This is a genomic window from Hymenobacter sp. B81 (genome assembly GCF_044628455.1).
GTDB lineage: Bacteria > Bacteroidota > Bacteroidia > Cytophagales > Hymenobacteraceae > Solirubrum.
The window spans coordinates 1,083,389-1,099,317 of sequence record NZ_JBIYZW010000002.1; the positions used below are offsets into that span (position 1 = coordinate 1,083,389).

The 15,929-nt window shown below is 64.7% G+C and carries 16 protein-coding genes and 1 tRNA gene; 5 read left to right on the top strand and 12 right to left on the bottom strand.

What is annotated here, in order from left to right; all coding sequences use genetic code 11:
- The first annotated feature begins 108 nt into the window (after positions 1-108).
- The 3 genes from ACE191_RS15820 to ACE191_RS15830 all read left to right on the top strand — a co-directional run bounded on the left by ACE191_RS15820 (position 109) and on the right by ACE191_RS15830 (position 3,214).
- On the top strand, positions 109-1,242 hold the full coding sequence (locus ACE191_RS15820; protein WP_400193210.1) for an NAD(P)/FAD-dependent oxidoreductase: 1,134 nt from the start codon (positions 109-111) through the stop codon (positions 1,240-1,242).
- A gap of 99 nt (positions 1,243-1,341) precedes the next feature.
- Positions 1,342-2,457: a type III polyketide synthase gene (locus ACE191_RS15825; protein WP_400193211.1), complete on the top strand. Its 1,116-nt coding sequence runs from the start codon at positions 1,342-1,344 to the stop codon at positions 2,455-2,457.
- Between the two features lie 40 nt (positions 2,458-2,497).
- A complete protein-coding gene (locus tag ACE191_RS15830) occupies positions 2,498-3,214 on the top strand; it encodes a methyltransferase domain-containing protein (protein WP_400193212.1) in 717 nt (238 codons plus the stop codon).
- A gap of 63 nt (positions 3,215-3,277) precedes the next feature.
- On the opposite strand, the gene ACE191_RS15835 is transcribed toward ACE191_RS15830, so the two are convergent.
- On the bottom strand, positions 3,278-4,210 hold the full coding sequence (locus ACE191_RS15835) for a histone deacetylase (protein ID WP_400193213.1): 933 nt from the start codon (positions 4,208-4,210) through the stop codon (positions 3,278-3,280).
- A 692-nt stretch (positions 4,211-4,902) separates the two neighbouring features.
- A tRNA-Val gene (locus ACE191_RS15840) sits at positions 4,903-4,977 on the bottom strand.
- Between the two features lie 199 nt (positions 4,978-5,176).
- Here ACE191_RS15840 and ACE191_RS15845 point away from each other — a divergent pair.
- On the top strand, positions 5,177-5,860 hold the full coding sequence (locus tag ACE191_RS15845; protein ID WP_400193214.1) for a porin family protein: 684 nt from the start codon (positions 5,177-5,179) through the stop codon (positions 5,858-5,860).
- A gap of 81 nt (positions 5,861-5,941) precedes the next feature.
- On the opposite strand, the gene ACE191_RS15850 is transcribed toward ACE191_RS15845, so the two are convergent.
- The 10 genes from ACE191_RS15850 to ACE191_RS15895 form a co-directional block, all read right to left on the bottom strand.
- Positions 5,942-6,514 carry a type 1 glutamine amidotransferase domain-containing protein gene (locus tag ACE191_RS15850; protein ID WP_400193215.1) on the bottom strand — a complete coding sequence of 191 codons (573 nt, stop codon included), beginning with the start codon at positions 6,512-6,514 and terminating at the stop codon, positions 5,942-5,944.
- 138 nt (positions 6,515-6,652) lie between these two features.
- Complete coding sequence (locus ACE191_RS15855; protein WP_400193216.1) at positions 6,653-7,186, bottom strand: acyl-CoA thioesterase; 534 nt, start codon at positions 7,184-7,186, stop codon at positions 6,653-6,655.
- A 45-nt stretch (positions 7,187-7,231) separates the two neighbouring features.
- Positions 7,232-8,479, bottom strand: coding sequence for a DUF3616 domain-containing protein (locus ACE191_RS15860; RefSeq protein ID WP_400193217.1), 1,248 nt, complete (start codon positions 8,477-8,479; stop codon positions 7,232-7,234).
- Positions 8,428-8,919, bottom strand: a complete 492-nt coding sequence (locus tag ACE191_RS15865) for a hypothetical protein (RefSeq protein WP_400193218.1) — start codon at positions 8,917-8,919, stop codon at positions 8,428-8,430. Before ACE191_RS15865 ends, ACE191_RS15860 begins: the two co-directional genes overlap by 52 nt.
- An 84-nt stretch (positions 8,920-9,003) precedes the next feature.
- Positions 9,004-10,116 carry an efflux RND transporter periplasmic adaptor subunit gene (locus tag ACE191_RS15870; protein WP_400193219.1) on the bottom strand — a complete coding sequence of 371 codons (1,113 nt, stop codon included), beginning with the start codon at positions 10,114-10,116 and terminating at the stop codon, positions 9,004-9,006.
- 202 nt (positions 10,117-10,318) lie between these two features.
- The gene (locus tag ACE191_RS15875) at positions 10,319-11,560 is read right to left on the bottom strand and encodes an ABC transporter permease (protein WP_400193220.1); all 1,242 of its coding nucleotides are present in this window, start codon (positions 11,558-11,560) and stop codon (positions 10,319-10,321) included.
- A 50-nt stretch (positions 11,561-11,610) separates the two neighbouring features.
- Positions 11,611-12,855 carry an ABC transporter permease gene (locus tag ACE191_RS15880; protein ID WP_400193221.1) on the bottom strand — a complete coding sequence of 415 codons (1,245 nt, stop codon included), beginning with the start codon at positions 12,853-12,855 and terminating at the stop codon, positions 11,611-11,613.
- Positions 12,856-12,936: 81 nt separating this feature from the next.
- Positions 12,937-13,434, bottom strand: a complete 498-nt coding sequence (locus ACE191_RS15885; RefSeq protein WP_400193222.1) for a hypothetical protein — start codon at positions 13,432-13,434, stop codon at positions 12,937-12,939.
- Entirely contained in the window at positions 13,431-14,156 is a 726-nt protein-coding gene (locus tag ACE191_RS15890) for an ABC transporter ATP-binding protein (protein ID WP_400193223.1), read from the bottom strand. The genes ACE191_RS15885 and ACE191_RS15890 overlap by 4 nt, the downstream gene beginning before the upstream one ends.
- Before the next feature lie 115 nt (positions 14,157-14,271).
- Positions 14,272-14,691: a hypothetical protein gene (locus ACE191_RS15895; protein ID WP_400193224.1), complete on the bottom strand. Its 420-nt coding sequence runs from the start codon at positions 14,689-14,691 to the stop codon at positions 14,272-14,274.
- Between the two features lie 253 nt (positions 14,692-14,944).
- Between ACE191_RS15895 and ACE191_RS15900 the strand changes: the two genes are divergently transcribed.
- On the top strand, positions 14,945-15,835 hold the full coding sequence (locus ACE191_RS15900) for a DNA/RNA non-specific endonuclease (protein ID WP_400193225.1): 891 nt from the start codon (positions 14,945-14,947) through the stop codon (positions 15,833-15,835).
- The last annotated feature ends 94 nt before the right edge of the window (positions 15,836-15,929 follow it).

Consider the following 15,929-nt stretch of genomic DNA (forward strand, 5'->3'; position numbering starts at 1 on the left):
ATTTTGAAATAGGTTATCAAAATATAGGGAGCTTATGTTAGCTTTTCGATAATTGCGCAATAATATCCTGCCGGCCCGCGTTTCTCGTCCTTTTATGCTCTCTGCTGCGTGACCAAATCCGCCCTGGAATCCGACGTGCTGATCATCGGCGGCGGGCTGGCGGGCCTCACCGCGGCCCTTGATCTGGCGGCCCGCGGGCATAGCGTGGTGCTGGTGGAAAAGCGGCAGTACCCCTTCCACCGGGTGTGCGGCGAGTACGTGTCGAACGAGGTGCGGCCCTACCTGCAACGCCTCGGCGCCGACCCGGCGGCCCTGGACCCGGCCCGCATCGGGCGGCTGCTGGTGTCGGCTCCGGGCGGGCGCACGCTCTCGGCCCGGCTCGATTTGGGCGGCTTCGGGCTGAGCCGCTACGCGCTCGACGAGTTTCTGTACGAGCGCGCCGTGGAACGTGGGGTGCAGGGCCTGCTGCCGGCCACCGTGGCCGAGGTACAGCTGGGGGCGGATGAGCATTTTCGCGTGGCTTTGGCCGATGGCCAGGAACTGCGGGCCCGGGTGGTGCTGGGGGCCTACGGCAAGCGCGCCACCCTCGACCGGCAGCTGAACCGGCCCTTTTTCCGGCAACGCTCGCCCTACGTGGGCGTCAAGTATCACCTGCGCCTCGACTTCCCCCCCGACCTAATTGCCCTGCACAATTTCGCCGATGGCTACGCCGGCCTGTCGGCCATCGAAGGCGGGCGCTACTGCTTCTGCTACCTGACCACCCGCGAGCAGCTGCGCCGCCACGGCAGCATTCCGGCCCTGGAAGAGCAGGTGCTGGCCCGCAACCCGCATTTGCGCCGGGTGCTCAGCGAGGCCGAGCGGCTGTACGCGCAGCCCGAGGTCATCAACGAAATTTCCTTTGCGCCCAAGGCCTGCGTGGAGCAGCACGTGCTGATGTGCGGCGACTCGGCGGGGCTCATCACGCCCCTGTGCGGCAACGGCATGGCCATGGCCATTCACGGCGCCGCGCTGGCGGCGGCGCATACCCACGCTTTTCTGCGCGGCGAGCTGAACCGGGCGGCCCTGGAAGCCGCGTATTCCCGCGACTGGCAGCGCACCTTTGCCGGCCGGTTGCGCGTGGGGCGCTGGGTGCAGCAGCTCTTCGGCGGCCCCCGCCTGACCGATGCCGTGGTGGGCTCGTTGCGCTACGCGCCGGGGCTGGTGCGGACGCTGGTGCGGCAAACCCACGGGCAACCGTTCTAAGCCGGCGGGGCGCGACCGGGCTGGCGGTCAAATCGGACTGAATCTTTCAAAGTTGGTTGGAATGGGTCGGGCTGACGGGTTTTCCGTATACTGCCCCCGATGACCACCAGCTACCTGAGCGCCATTGGCACGGCCCTGCCCGTGCACCGCCTTCCGCAACCGCAGATTGCTGATTTCATGGCCCGGGCCCACGGAATGGAGGAGGGCGAAGCGCGCAAGCTGCGGGCCCTGTACCGCCTTTCGGGTATCGGCTACCGCCACTCCGTGCTGCCCGACTACGGCCGCCAGCCCGGCGCTTTCACGTTCTTTCCCAATACGCCCGACCTGGAGCCCTTCCCCACCGTGGGCGCCCGCATGCGGGTATACAGGCGCGAGGCCCTGCCGCTGGCCGCCGAGGCTGCACTGGACTGCCTGCGCCAGGCGCCCGAGGTGGCGCTGAACACCATTACCCACCTGATTTCGGTGAGCTGCACCGGCATGTACGCGCCGGGCCTCGACATCGAGCTGGTGCAGCACCTGGGGCTGCGGCCCGACGTGCAGCGCACCTGCGTCAACTTCATGGGCTGCTACGCGGCCTTCAACGCCCTGAAGCTGGCCGACGCCATCTGCCGGGCTAATCCTCGCTCCCGGGTGCTCATCGTGAGCACCGAACTCTGTACGCTGCACTTTCAGAAACGCGCCGAGGAAGACCACCTGCTGGCCAACGCCCTGTTCGGCGACGGCGCGGCGGCAGCCCTGGTGCTGGGCGAGCCGGCACCCGGCCGGCCCAACCTGGAGCTGGCCGCCTTTCACTGCGGCCTGGAGCCCGACGGCATGGCCGACATGGCTTGGCACGTCAACGACTTCGGCTTCGAAATGACCTTGTCGTCGTACGTGCCGCGGCTGGTGCGCCAGGGCATCCGGCAGCTCACCGAGGGGCTGCTGCGCCACTTGCCCGTGCGCCTGGCCGACGTGCAGCACTTCGCCATTCACCCCGGCGGCCGGCGCATTCTGGAAGCCATTGAGCAGGAATTGGGCCTCAGTCCGGCCGACAACCGCCACGCCTACCAGGTGCTGCGCGAGGTCGGCAACCTGTCGTCGGCCACGGTGCTGTTCGTGCTGCGCGAGATGCAGCGCAGCCTGCAGGCCGAGGAAGACGGGGCGCCGGTGCTCAGCTTTGCCTTCGGCCCCGGCCTGACGCTGGAAGCCATGCTGCTGCGCGTGAAGTTTCAGTAAACGTTTGCCTGATTCCGCCCGCTCCTAACCGTTGCCTGCCATGCCCGATTTCTCGCGCCGCTCGTCCCGGGCCGAGCTAATGGACGACCTCACGCTGGCTTCCGACGCCCTGCACCAGAACCTCGACGAGCTGGAAGTCATCAACACCCGCCTGGGGGGGTACCGCGTGGTGGCCGACGCGCTGGAGCGCCTGCAGCCGCGCTTTCCGGCCGGGCGGCCCCTGGAGCTGGCCGACCTGGGCAGCGGCGGGGGCGACACGCTGCGGCACGTGGCCCGGTGGGCCCGTCGCCGCGGGCACGCCGTAGGTCTGACCGGCGTTGACGCTAATGCCTTTATGGTCGACTATGCCACGCAGCGCAGCACGGCCTACCCCGAAATCCGGTTCTGGCAGCAGGACATCTTTGCGCCGGATTTTGCCCGCCACCGGTTCGATATCATTACCTGTAGTTTGTTTTGTCACCACTTCGCCGACGAGCAGCTGGTGACGCTGCTGCGCCAGTGGCAGCAACAGGCACGGGTGGCCGTGGTCATCAACGACCTGCACCGCCACCCATTGGCCTACCACAGCATCCGCCTGCTCACGCGGGTGCTGCGCGGCTCCCACCTGGTGCAGCACGACGCCCCGCTCTCGGTGGCCCGTGCCTTCCGCCGCAGCGACTGGCAGCGGCTGCTACAGTTGGCCGGCATCGGGCACTACCAGCTGCGCTGGCAGTGGGCCTTCCGCTGGCAACTCATCATCGAGGGCCAGGGAGCATGAACGTGCTGGCTATTCGAGAGTAGTGGGAGTTGAAGGTGCGGTATTGAGCAAGCCTCAATCAGGTTAAAACCACAGCTCCCGGGCCAGGCGGAACGTGTTGGCGTGGGCTTCCACAATGTCGGCCACGCGCTCGGAATAGCCGCCTCCCATGCACACCACCACCGGCAAATGGTAACGGTGGCAGAGCTCCAGCACCAGCCGGTCGCGCTGCCGGCAGCCTTCGCGGCTGAGTGCCAGGTGGCCGAGCTTATCGGTGGCCAGCACGTCGACGCCGCTCAGGTAAAACACGAATTCGGGCTGCACCTGGTCGAGCAGGCGCGGCAGCGTGTCGCCCAGCAGGCGCAGGTAGGCTGCGTCGTCGGTGCCGTCGGGCAGGGGCAGGTCGAGGTCGGATTGCTCCTTGCGGGCGGGGTAGTTGCGGGCGCCGTGCATGGAGAAGGTGAACACCCGCGGCTCGTCTTGGAAGATGCGGGCCGTGCCGTTGCCCTGGTGCACGTCGAGGTCGACGATGAGCACCTGCCCGATGCCTTCGTGGTCGAGCAGGTAGCGGGCGGCCACGGCCTGGTCGTTGAGCAGGCAGAACCCCTCGCCCCGGTCGCGGAAGGCGTGGTGGGTGCCGCCGGCCACGTTCAGCGCCACGCCGGTGTGGCGGGCCAGGCGGGCGCACTGCACGGTGCCGCCCAGAATGGTGATTTCGCGCTGCACCAACGCTTCCGACCACGGAAAGCCGGTGGCGCGCTCTTCGTGGCGCGTGAGCTGGCCCTGGCGCAGGCGCTGCCAGTAGGCGGCGTCGTGGGTTCCGAGCAGGTACTTCTCGGGCAGGGGCGGCGGCTCGAACAGACATTCCTCGGCGATGGTGCCCTCCCGAATCAGCTGCTCGGGCAGCAGCTCGTACTTGAGCATGGGAAAGCGGTGGCCGGCCGGCAACGGGTGGGCGTAGAGCGGGGCCCAGGCCACGGGCAAGTGGCGCGGCGCGGAAGCGGCGGGAGAGTTCACGCGGGCTACAACCGGAAAATGCCGCAATGGGTTACGGCTTAGGTATTATTAGATGAGCCGTAAAATCACTGATCTTAGTCTGTTTGTGATTTCGGTTTACTTATAAAATGCGTGCCTGAATAACAGTCAAACGTAATTTCATGATTGTTCAAAAATAGCAGGTATAAAATTGTGTTAAGCTCGATGTGATTAACTGCTGCGTTGTCTATGTAATACTTGTCGATCTTCTCTTTAGTACAGTATTTGCCTAGTAGGCTATTGATATCTTTCCTGTAATGATTGTAAATGAATTTGTCTGCGGTAAAAATACTCCTTCCATAAAGATACTTGCTTGCCGTATCGATGCGGAATTCTTCATTTATTACTTTATACTCAAATTCCTCGTAGCTTTTGCACTGGGTTGGTTCGTGGAGGTAATACCTGTATAATGCTGTGGAAGGCGTTCGTGCAACGTTATCACCAAGCTTAAAAAATACCACATAGGACTGAGGCATTTCTTTAAGTGAGAGTTAGGTTATATCTACTGCGTTACTTGATTGTATGCTTGTAGGCAGCTCATTTTCATTTGCGCACGAAGTCGCCGTCGCAAATACTGATAAAGCAACGATTAATGATTTCAGGAATAGAGCCATGCATTTGTTCATGGTCCGGTAACAAAAAAACGCTCCTACGATAATCATAGGAGCGTTTTGTGAAGCGTACTGGACTCGAACCAGTGACCTCCACCGTGTCAGGGTGGCGCTCTGAACCAACTGAGCTAACGCTCCGGACGCGGCTGATACGGGCCGGAAGCTGCAAACATACGCCCGGGCAGCCGCATCGGCCAAGCGCCGGGCCGGAAAATTTTGCATCCTCCCGCCACTGGGTGCAACCTGGGCTGCCCGGCGCAAGTATAGCAGCTTGCGAATGCCGCCCGGCGCGCCTGCTTTCCGTCGGGTAGTTACCACCTTGAACTTCAACTCCATCATGAAAAAAATTGCACTCCTGTTTTCTCTGGGCTTGCTACTGAGCGTAGGTGCTCAGGCCCAGCGCGGCGTCGAAGGCGTCCGCAAATCCACCGACTACCAGACCACGCCCGAGTCGCGCAACAACGGCTTCGGCATCAAGGGCGGCTGGAACTCCTCGGACTTCCGCGGCGACGACAAGAAAAACTACGACAACGACGCCAACCGCCAGGCTTTCCACGCCGGTTTCTACGCCCAGTTCGGCTTCACGCCCAAGGTTTCGCTGCAAACCGAGCTGCTCTACAGCCGGCAGGGTTTCGTGGCCTCGCGCCCCGGCGCGCTGAACCCCAACAAGTACACCACCAGCCTCGACTACCTGCAGGTGCCGGTGATGGTTGTGTACAACGTGGTGGATAACGTGAGTATTCACGCCGGTCCGCAGGTGTCGCTGCTCATCAACGCCAAGGAAGGCAACCAGACGGTGAACATTGCCAACCGCAACTACAACTCGCTCGACTACGGCGCCGTGTTCGGGCTGGAAGGCCGCGTGGGCCCGGCCCGCGTGGGCGGCCGCTACGTGCTGGGTTTGGCCGACATCTACAACGACTCGAAAACCGAGAACGGCGTGGAACTACCCGGAACAAACTTCGACAACATCAAGAACGGTACCATCCAACTGTACGTGGGCATCGGCTTCTCGCAGTAGCCCCGCTCGAAACTAATACCCGCAAAAAGGCCCGCTGCAGCAGTGCAGCGGGCCTTTTTTGTGCCGGTTAGCCAGGTAGAATTAGCTGCGCGGGGCGTGCCGGCCTTCGAGTATTTCCTCGGTCAGCTTCTGGTTGAAGGCGGGAATGTCGTCGGGGTTGCGGCTGGTGATGAGCCCTTTATCAACCACCACTTCCTGGTCGATCCAGGTGGCGCCGGCGTTTTGGAGGTCGGTTTTCAGGCTGGGCCAACTGGTCATCTGCTTGCCCTGCACCAGGCCGGTTTCGATGAGCGTCCAGGGGCCGTGGCAGATGGCGGCTACCACCTTGCCCGCGCGCAGGAAGTCGCCCACAAAGCTCACCACCTTTGCCTCGGTGCGCAGCTTGTCGGGATTGATCTGCCCGCCGGGCAGCACCACGGCGTCGTAGTCGGCGGCGCTTACCTGGTCGATGGTCTTGTCGACTTTCACCGAGTCGCCCCAGTCGGTGTGCTGCCAGCCCTTGATGGAGCCGGACTTGAGCGACACCACGTGGGTTTCGGCGCCCTGGTCTTCGAGGTGCTTCTTGGGCTTTTCCAGCTCCGACTGCTCGAAGCCGTCGGTGGCCACGATGGCGACTTTCTTGCCTTTCAGCTTGTCACTGCCAAATATGCTCATGGTAGAAAGGGTGGTTGTGGGTGAGAAACAACGAGCCGGAGCCTTGCGCCACGTGGCGAAGGGCTCCGGCTACTGGCTAACGCAGGGGCATGGGCAGGGGTTATGCGGGCGGATTGGCGCGGCGAGGCCGTAGGCCGCTTATTCCTCGGAGTAGCCGGCGGCTTTGCGCTGGGCTTTCAGCTGGCGCCGCAGCTGGTGCACGCGCTCGTCGAAGCCGTCGGGCTCGTAGGCCACGGCCTCCACGTCGAGCTGGTGCAGCATGTCCATCAGGGCGTCGGCGTGGTCGGTGCGCTTGCCGGTAACGAGGCTCACGAAGGCCATTTTCGACCACAGCAGCGCCTTCAGGCGCAGGCCGTCCTGGTCGAGCATCTGCATTTCCACTACCAGCGTGGTGTTGTCGAAGTGAATGAGCTGGGTGCGAATGAGCACCTGCTCCGCGTGATTGGCCGGGCGCAGGTAGCTGATGTGGTGCTTGGTGATAACCCAGGCGGAGCGCTGCTCCCGGGCCAGCTCGCCCAAATTCAGGGCGTAGTGCCGGGTGGTGTGGTCTTCGCGGGCGTTGAGGAAGTAGTCGAGGTAGCGGGCGTTGTTGAGGTGGCCCAGCTGGTCGCAGTCCTGGAAGTAGATGCGGTGCAGGCTTTCGGGCGTTTGCGGCAGCGGCGTGGCAGACATAAGCAGAAGAGAAAATACGGGCCCGCAAAGTACGCCGCCCGGCCGCTACTGGCCCCCGGCGGCTTCCTCAGTGGCCGTGTCGGCGGCCGGGGGCGCGTCTACGGCGGCATCGGCGGCGGCGGGTTCTACCGCGGCCGGCTCGGGCAGGGCACTACCGTCGTCGGGGGCCTCGTCGTCCCACGACTCGGCTTCGAGGCGGTAGGCATCGGCCAGCACGTCGTTGTCGGCCTGGCGGCGGGCGCGGGTGGGGCCGTCGAAGAGGATGAGCACGTGGTGCTCGTTGAGCAGGGCCATGCCCTCGGCCTTGTCCTGCCCGGCGGTGCGGCCGTGGCCGTGGGGCACGTCGAAGAGGCGCTCGAGCTGCTGGGGCGGCACCAGCGTGTCGCCCTCGTGGCGCAGCGCGTCGGGCCAGCGGTACACGGCAATGGTGCCGTCGAGGTCCATGGTGGGACCGGCCAGCAGGTACAGGTCGTTGCCCAGCACGCGCAGCTCGCGCAGACCCATGCCGCCCAGGTCGAGGAAGTGCTTGCGGTAGTACTTGAACTCGGCGCCGGGAATCTTGCCCAGCCGGAGGCGGCCGCGGTGGCTGCCTTCCTCGGGGTGCAGCTCCAGCACCACGGCCCAGCCGCGCAGCACCGGGCCGCGCAGGCCCACAAACAGGCGCCCGTCGTCGGCCAGGGCCAGCCCTTCGATGTCGAAGCCGTTGTCTTTGCCGGGCAGGGGCACGAAGGGACCGATGTGCGGGTCGCGGCGCAGCAGGCGCACCAGCACGTGGTGGCCCAGGCGGGCGGCGCGCAGCTTGCGGCCTTTTTTGGTGGGGTGGGGGGCACTGGCGCGCAGCTCGTAGTCCTGGGTGTCGGCGTCGCGCACCAGCGGAATGCGGGCCAGCAGGTAGCGGTTGGGCTCGGCCTGCACTTTGGCCAGCTTGGCAATGCCCTTGGCGCCGGGGTCTTTGTCGGGCTTGGGGTCTTTGCGCTTGAGGCTGTGCGAGCCCACCAGCCAGAGGAAGCCGCCGCCCTCGGCCAGCCCCTCAATGTCGACTTCGCCGTCGGGCGCGGTGGGGTCGGGCAAATCCAGCAGGTCGGCCAGGCGGAAGGAGCGGTGCTGGGCGAAGGTGCGCGGCCCGGTCAGGCGCAGGCGCTCCACGCTGGCGCGCTCGTCGCAGGCCATCCACAGGTTGTCGCCGGTGCGCAGGGCCGAGGAAAGCCCGTCGCGCACGTGCTTGCCGTCGGCGTTCAGGCTCAGCTCGGAGTCGAATTGCAGTAAAAAGGAGGTGGGCTCGGCAGCGGGCATGGCGGAAGGAAATAGGGGTGCTGTTGCAACGGCGCAACCCGGCCGGGGTTGCGGCCCGCTGGCGCGGCATCGGGGGTTTTTACCGCGCCATTGCGGTAAAAAGCCGCGACATTGCGGTTCCCAGCCGCGACATTGCGGTTCTGAGCCGCGACTTCCCGGTTCCGAGCCGCGGCATTGCGGTTTTGAGCCGCGAGGTCGCGGTAAAAAGCCGCAACATCGCGGTTCCGAGCCGCGGCACCGCGGTTCCGAACCGGTCGGTCGCGGCTTTTCATCGCGCCCACGCGACTTTCTGTTGCGGCATTCCGGCTTTTTGTTGCGCCGAAGTGGTTTTCCGTTGCGGGGGCGCGGGTTTTCGTTGCGCCATAACCGCTTTTCAGTGCGACACCCCGGGTTTTGGTTGTACCGTTCCGGGTTTCTGCCGACCCATTGGCAGTTTCCATCCCGAAACGCTGAAGTTTGATCCAATCCCCGGGAAGTTTGGTCCGGCCGCGGCCGCTTGTGCTCCGGGCCGTGCCGGCGCGCTATCAGTCTTTCTTCTCCTTGTCATCGGTGGGACCGAGCACTTTCAGCTTGTCGGCCTTGCTCAGGCCCGACACCACTTCCACGTTGATGCCGTCGCTGATGCCGGTTTTGACCAGGCGCTTCTGAAACTGCTGCGGGGCGGTTTCCACCTCCACGAACACGCTGTCTTTGTTGAGCTTGCCGAACTGCAGCAAACTTTCCTTGATGGCCAGCACCTGCTTTTTCTGGTCGAGCACGATGTCGCCGTTGGCCGAGTAGCCGGCCCGGAGAAACTCGCCGCGCTGCAGCCGCACCTGGGCGCGCACCTGAAACTTGATGGCGCCTTCCTCGGTCACGCCCTTGGGGGCAATGTATTCGAGGGTGGCGGGAAAGGTCTTGCCCTCGATGGCACCCACGGTGAGCGTGATGGGCATGCCCTCGCGCACCTTGCCGGCCTCGCTCTCGTCGATCTTGCCCTCAAACACGAGGCTGTTCATGTCGGCCACGGTGGCAATGGTGGTGCCCTCGTTGAAGTTGTTGCGCTCGACCACCGACGAGCCCACCTTGATGGGCACGTCGAGCAGCATGCCCGTGATGGTGGAGCGCACCAGGTTGGTGGCCCCGCCGGTGTTGCGCGACGAGCCGCGCTGGGCAATCTGCAAATCGTTTTCGGCGGCGGTCAGGGCCTGCTGCTTGGCGCGCACGTCGGCCAGCAGGCGGTTGAACTCCTGCTGGGCAATGACCTTCTGCTCGTAGAGCGGGCGCTGGCGCTCCAGCTCCTGCCGGCTGGTTTCGAGGGCTACCCGGGCCTGCTGAATCTGGTTCTGGGCGCTGTTGACGCTGCCGGCATTGGCCACGGTGCGGATGCGGGCCAGGAGCTGGCCCTCCTTCACGGGCTGGCCCGCCTCCACGTACAGCTCCTCCACAATGCCCGACACCTGGGGCTTGATCTGCACCTCGCGCCGCGGCACAATGCTGCCCGTGGCCACGGTTTTCTTGGTGATGTCGGCCACGAAGGGCTTTTCCGTTTGGTAGGTGATGGGGTCGGCGTGGGCCTGCAAATAGAAGTAGCGGCCCAGCCAGCCGAAGCCCCCCAGCAGCAGCGCCAGCAGGAGCACGAGAAAGACGCGTTTCATAGCTTGGTTGGTCGTTTTTGGTTATTCGTTTTTCGCTTTTCGGGGCCGGAGAAAGTTGTTGGTTTTTCGTTTTTGGTTGGTGGTTTCTTGGCCTTTCGGGAGCGGGGAAAGTATATTCTGGCAACTGGCAACTGGCAACTGGCAACTGGCAACTGGCAACTGGCAACTGGCAACTGGCAACTGGCAACTGGCAACTGGCCAATCATTCGTCGCGCAGGGCCACCACGGGCTGCACGCGGGCGGCGATGGTGGCGGGCACCAGGCCGGCCAGCGCGCCGCACACTACCAGCATGAGCACGGCCGTGAGGGCCACCTGCACGTCCACCTGCGGGTTGTAGAAGAAGTTGATGTCCTGGCCCTCGATCAGGTGACTGATACCGGCCATCAGGGCCGTGCCGCCAAGGAGGCCCAGCAGCCCGGCCGCGGCCGTAATCACGATGCTTTCCTGCACAATCATGCTCACGATGCTCCCGGGCGTGGCGCCCATGGCCTTGCGGATACCGATTTCCTTGGTGCGCTCCTTCACCACGATGAGCATGATGTTGCTCACCCCAATGATGCCCGCCACAATGGTGCCCAGGCTCACCCACCAGCTGAAGCCGGCAATGCCCAGGAACAGGCCCTGCACGCGGGCGTACTCTTCCTCCACGTTGGCCGAGCCGAAGGCCCGCACGTCGGTGGGGGCCACCTTGTGCTGCCGGGCCAGCACCTCCTTCACCTTGGTTTCGACCACCTTGGCCGGCACGCCGGGCCGGGGCAGAAAGGCGAAGTAATCCACCTTGTTGGCCTGGTTGAAGGCAATCTGCAGGGTGGTGAGCGGAATAAAGATGGTCTGGGCGTCTTCCTGCGCTTCTTCCTGCCGGCCGGTGCCCCGGAACGTGCCGATGACCTGGAAGAAGGTGCCCTTGATGCGGATGTACTGGCCCATCGGATTCTGGTCGCCGAACAACACCTCAGCCACCCGCGCCCCGATGATGGCCACCTTGCGCCGCTCGCGTACGTCGGGCTCGTTCACAAAGCGCCCACTGGTGAGGGCCACCGGCCGCACCTGCGGGTAGCCCGGGTACTCCCCGTTGACGCGGAACGACGAGCTCTTGGGGCCGTACTGCACCGTGAAGGTGCCGTGCAGCGAAGTGCGCGGCAGCACCAGCGCGGCCTCGGGCACCTGCCGCTGCAAAGCCAGCACGTCGTCGTTGGTGAACTGCACCGAGCGCCCCGGCTTCATGCCCAGGTACGGCTCACTGGTGCGCTGCGACCACACGAATATGGCATTCTTGGCCACGTCGAACTCCTTTTCCACGCCGTTGCGGAAGCCCTTGCCCGCGCCCAGCAGCACCGCCAGCATGAAGATGCCCCAGAACACGCCAAAGGCGGTGAGCCCTGTGCGCAGCTTGTGCCGCCGCACCGTGCTCCAGATTTCGGCCCATTTGTCTACATCGATCATCGTCGGATGCTTTATCGACTGCCGTAGCGGCCGCGGTATTCGCTAAATGTCTACTCCGCGCGCAGGGCGTCGATGGGTTTGATGTTGGCCGCTTTCAGGGCGGGCACGAAGCCGGCGAAGGCGCCGGCCACCACCAGCAGCAGGGTGGCGCCGAGGGCCACGCTCACGTTCACCTCGGGCCGGCTGAAGTACGGCAGCTCAGCGCCCGACTGCTCGATGGCGTAGCGCAGTCCGTCGAGCAAAGCCACGCCGGCCAGCAAACCCAGGTAGCCCGAGAGGCCGGTGATGACGATGCTTTCCTGCACGATCATGCCCACGATGCTCCAGGGCGTGGCCCCAATGGCCTTGCGCACCCCGATTTCCTTGGTGCGCTCCTGCACGATAATGAGCATGATGTTGCTCACGCCCACCACGCCCGCAATGAGGGTGAGCACGCCGATGACGGACACGAACAGCTTGATGCCGTTGAACAGACCGTTGAAGCGCGCCACCTCTTCCTCGTTGTTGTTCAGCTCCAGGGCCTGCTTGTCGGCGGGGTCGAACTGGTGGCGGCTGGCCAGCAGCTGGCGCACCTGGGCTTCCAGCTCGGCCACCGGCGTGCCCGCCCGCGTGGTCAGCCCGATGAGCTGCACGGTGTTGTACTGGTTGAAAGTGGTCTGGAAGGTGCTGAACGGCACGTAGGCGCGCTCCTCGTTGCGGCCCTGGTTGTCGTTGGTCCAGAACACGCCCACGATCTGGAAGAAGACGCCCTTCACCTGCACGTACTGGCCGATGGGGTTTTCGTCGTCCTTGAACAGCACCTTGCGCACCCGCTCGCCGATGACCATGATCTTGCGGCGCTCGGCCACGTCGAGCGGGCTGAGCAGGCGCCCGGCCTTGAGCTGCTCGCCGTTGATGGTGAAAAACTCGCCGTTGGCCCCGAACACCGGAAACGAGCCGTTCTTGGTGCCCCGCACGATGGTGTACTCGCCCGAGAGGCGGTTGCGCGTGGCCAGCAGCTCCACGCCCTCAATGCGCTGGCGCAGGGCCTGCAGATCGTCGTTGGTGAACTTGATTTCGCGGCCCGGCTTCAGGCCCTGCCAGGGCAGGGAAGTTTTGCCGCCGTAGATAAACAAGCTGTTCTGGGCACCGGCGCCGAATTCCTTGAAGATGCCGTTCTCCATGCCCTTGCCCGCGCCCAGCAACAGCACCAGCATGAAGATGCCCCAGAACACGCCGAAGGCCGTGAGCCCCGTGCGCAGTTTGTTGCGGCTCATGGTGCCCAGGATTTCCTGCCACTTATCGAGGTCGAACATGGGGCATTGATCATTTAACATTGATCATTTATCAGCCGTCAGACTGAGGCGCCCAGCAGGGCGGAGCTGCCCGGGCGCGGGCTAGCGGCAGCTTTTGCGCAGGCGCTCCAGGCGGGCTACCACGTCGCGCACTACCCGCTCGTCGGTGGTGTAGAGCGGCAGCTCCAGCTTGGTGCTGCTGCCCTTGCGCACGCGCCTGATCTTGACTTCGAAGGGCGCGTCGTCTTGGTCGCGGTTGCGCTCGTAGCTCAGCGGCTCCACCTCGCGCCACTCGAAGTCGAGCACCAGTTCGAACTTGCCGTCGGCGACTTTGGCCGCCCAGCCGGCCTCGCCACCCTTGTTGTAGCTCACCGAAATCGGCGCGCTCGACTTGGTGTCGGCGTCGTGGTCGCGGATGGTCTGGCTGGCGTGGCAGCCGTTGAGGTCCAGCCGGATTTCCTGCTTGGGCTTGGTCGGGTCACGCATCAGCTTGTTGACTTGCTGCATCAGGGCCTTGGCTTCGGCGGCGGAGGTTTGGGCGCGGGCGGCAGGCACGCTCAGCAGCAGTGCCGCGGCGACGGTAAGAAGCACGGTTTTCATGCGGGTAGGGAAGAGGCGTTGGGAGTGAGGGGAAGTGGGCGGGCTTCTTCGGCTTCGTCGCCCACGATGAGCCCGTCGCGCAGGCGAATCACGCGCTGGGTTTGGGCAGCAATGTCGTGCTCGTGGGTCACGATGATGACGGTCATGCCCTCGGCATTCACCTGCTTGAAGATGTCCATCACCTCCTGCGTGGTGTGCGTGTCGAGGGCGCCGGTGGGCTCGTCGGCCAGAATGAGCTTGGGCTGGTGAATGAGGGCGCGGGCCAAAGCCACGCGCTGCCGCTGCCCGCCGCTCAGCTCGCCGGGCAGGTGCTCGGCCCGGTCGGCCAGGCCCACGCGGTCGAGGTACTCCAGGGCCAAGCGGTTTCGCTCGCGGCGGCTCACCTGCTGGTAGTACAGCGGCAGGGCCACGTTTTCCAGGGCCGACTTGAAGTTCAGCAGGTTGAACGACTGGAACACGAAGCCCAAAAAGCGGTTGCGCAGCTGCGCGGCCTGCCGCTGCGAGAGGCCCCGCCCGATGCGCGTGCCCGCTAGCCAGTATTCGCCCGCGTCGTAGTCGTCCAGAATGCCCAGGATGTTGAGCAGGGTGCTCTTGCCCGAGCCCGACGAGCCCATGATGCTCACCAGCTCACCGGCCTGCACGTCTACGTCGATGCCCTTGAGCACCTGCAGCCGGTTGTGGCCCATGACGTAGCTTTTCTCGATGCCCTTTAGTTGGATCATGGCCCGTCCGCTTTGCCCTTAAGGTAGAAAAAACGTCGGTGCCAGCCCCGCTATTGGCGGGCCGACACCGACGTCAGATGCGGGGTGCAGGGCAAGGGTTGCCCGGGGCAGCGACTTATTTCTGGGCCTGCTGCTCGCGCAGCTTCTGCTGAATCTGGGGCTTGCGCTGCTGGTAGAGCTTGTACTGGGCCGGCGTCATGGCCTGCTTGAGCTGGCCCTCGGAGGCGGCGTTGATTTGCTTGAGGGCGGTCATCAGGCCGGCTTTGTTGCCCGCAAACTTGGTCTGGGCGGCGTTGACCTGCTCCACGGTGTTGGCCAGAATCTGGCGCACGCGCAGTACCTGGTCGTCGCGCAGCTGCAGCTCCTCGGCCATTACCGAGGCCAGGTCGCGGGCGTTTTCGCGGCGGATTTCCTCGGGCTTGCGGGCCTCTACGGCGGTGCTGGCTTCGGCGGCTTTGTTGCGGTTGCGCCGGGCACAGCTGCCCAGCAGCATGGTGAGCAGCAGCAGCGCCAGCAGGCAGTTACGGAAAGGCATGGAAGGAAAGAGTTGACGTATGCCCTGCATACGCGAAAAGCGCGGCGGCGGCTACTGCGGCCGCCTTGCCCGCGGCAGGGGCCGTTTCCGGGCCGCAGCATACGCGCCGCCTGGCAGTAGCACCCGGACCGTGGGGCGGGAAATAACCACCGTAAAATCATAACATTACGGTAACGTACCGGCTATGTCCGGCAACGGCCGCCGCCCGAATTTTGTCGCACCCTTTCCATTTCCCAACCAACACCACCGTTTCATGATGAAGTACCCCTTTACCCGCCTGAGTGGTCTGGCGCTGCTCGCCCTGCTGGCCGTTTCCTGCGCCAAGCACGACGACGTGGCGCCCCAGGCCGAGCAGGAGGTAGCCGCCAGCCAGGCCGACGACGCCACCCGCGACAGTCACCTGGCCATGGGCAACCCCAGCGGCGCCGTAGCCAACAGCGCGTACCCCACCAATTACCTCATGAGCAAGTCCCAGTTTGCCATGTCGTACCACCGCAACCGGGGCATTCCGAACTGGGTGAGCTGGCACCTGAGCAAGGCCTGGCTGGGCTCGGCCGCCCGCCAAGACGATTTCCGCGCCGACGCCACCCTGCCCTCGGGCTGGTACCGCCCCGGCGGCAGCTCCTACTCCGGCTCGGGCTTCGACCGCGGCCACATGTGCCCCTCGGCCGACCGCACCGGCTCGGTGACCGATAACTCGGCGACCTTCCTGATGACCAACATGGTGCCCCAGGCCCCCAACAACAACCAGCGCGCCTGGGCCAACCTCGAAAACTACTGCCGCACGCTGGTCAACGCCGGCAACGAGCTGTACATCATCAGCGGTAGCTACGGCAGCGGCGGCACGGGCTCGAGCGGCTACAAAACCACCATCGACGCGGGGCGCATCACCGTGCCGCGGCGCGTGTGGAAGGTGATTGTGGTACTGCCCGAGGGCAGCAGCGACGCTGCCCGGGTGAGCAGCAGCACCCGCGTCATTGCCATCGACACGCCCAACGACAACGCCATCGGCACCAGCTGGGGCAGCTACCGCACCAGCGTCGACGCCATCGAGTCGGCCACGGGCTACAACATCCTTTCCAGCGTCTCGTCGAGCGTGCAGAGCGTGGTGGAAGCCCGCGTCGACAGCGGCCCGACCAGCTAAGCGCCCGCACCCCAATAAGCGGGCGGGTCGGCCCCGAGCCAGGGTGCGACGCCGATTTGCCCGCCCACAAAAAAGGCTGCCAGCAGTGCTGGCA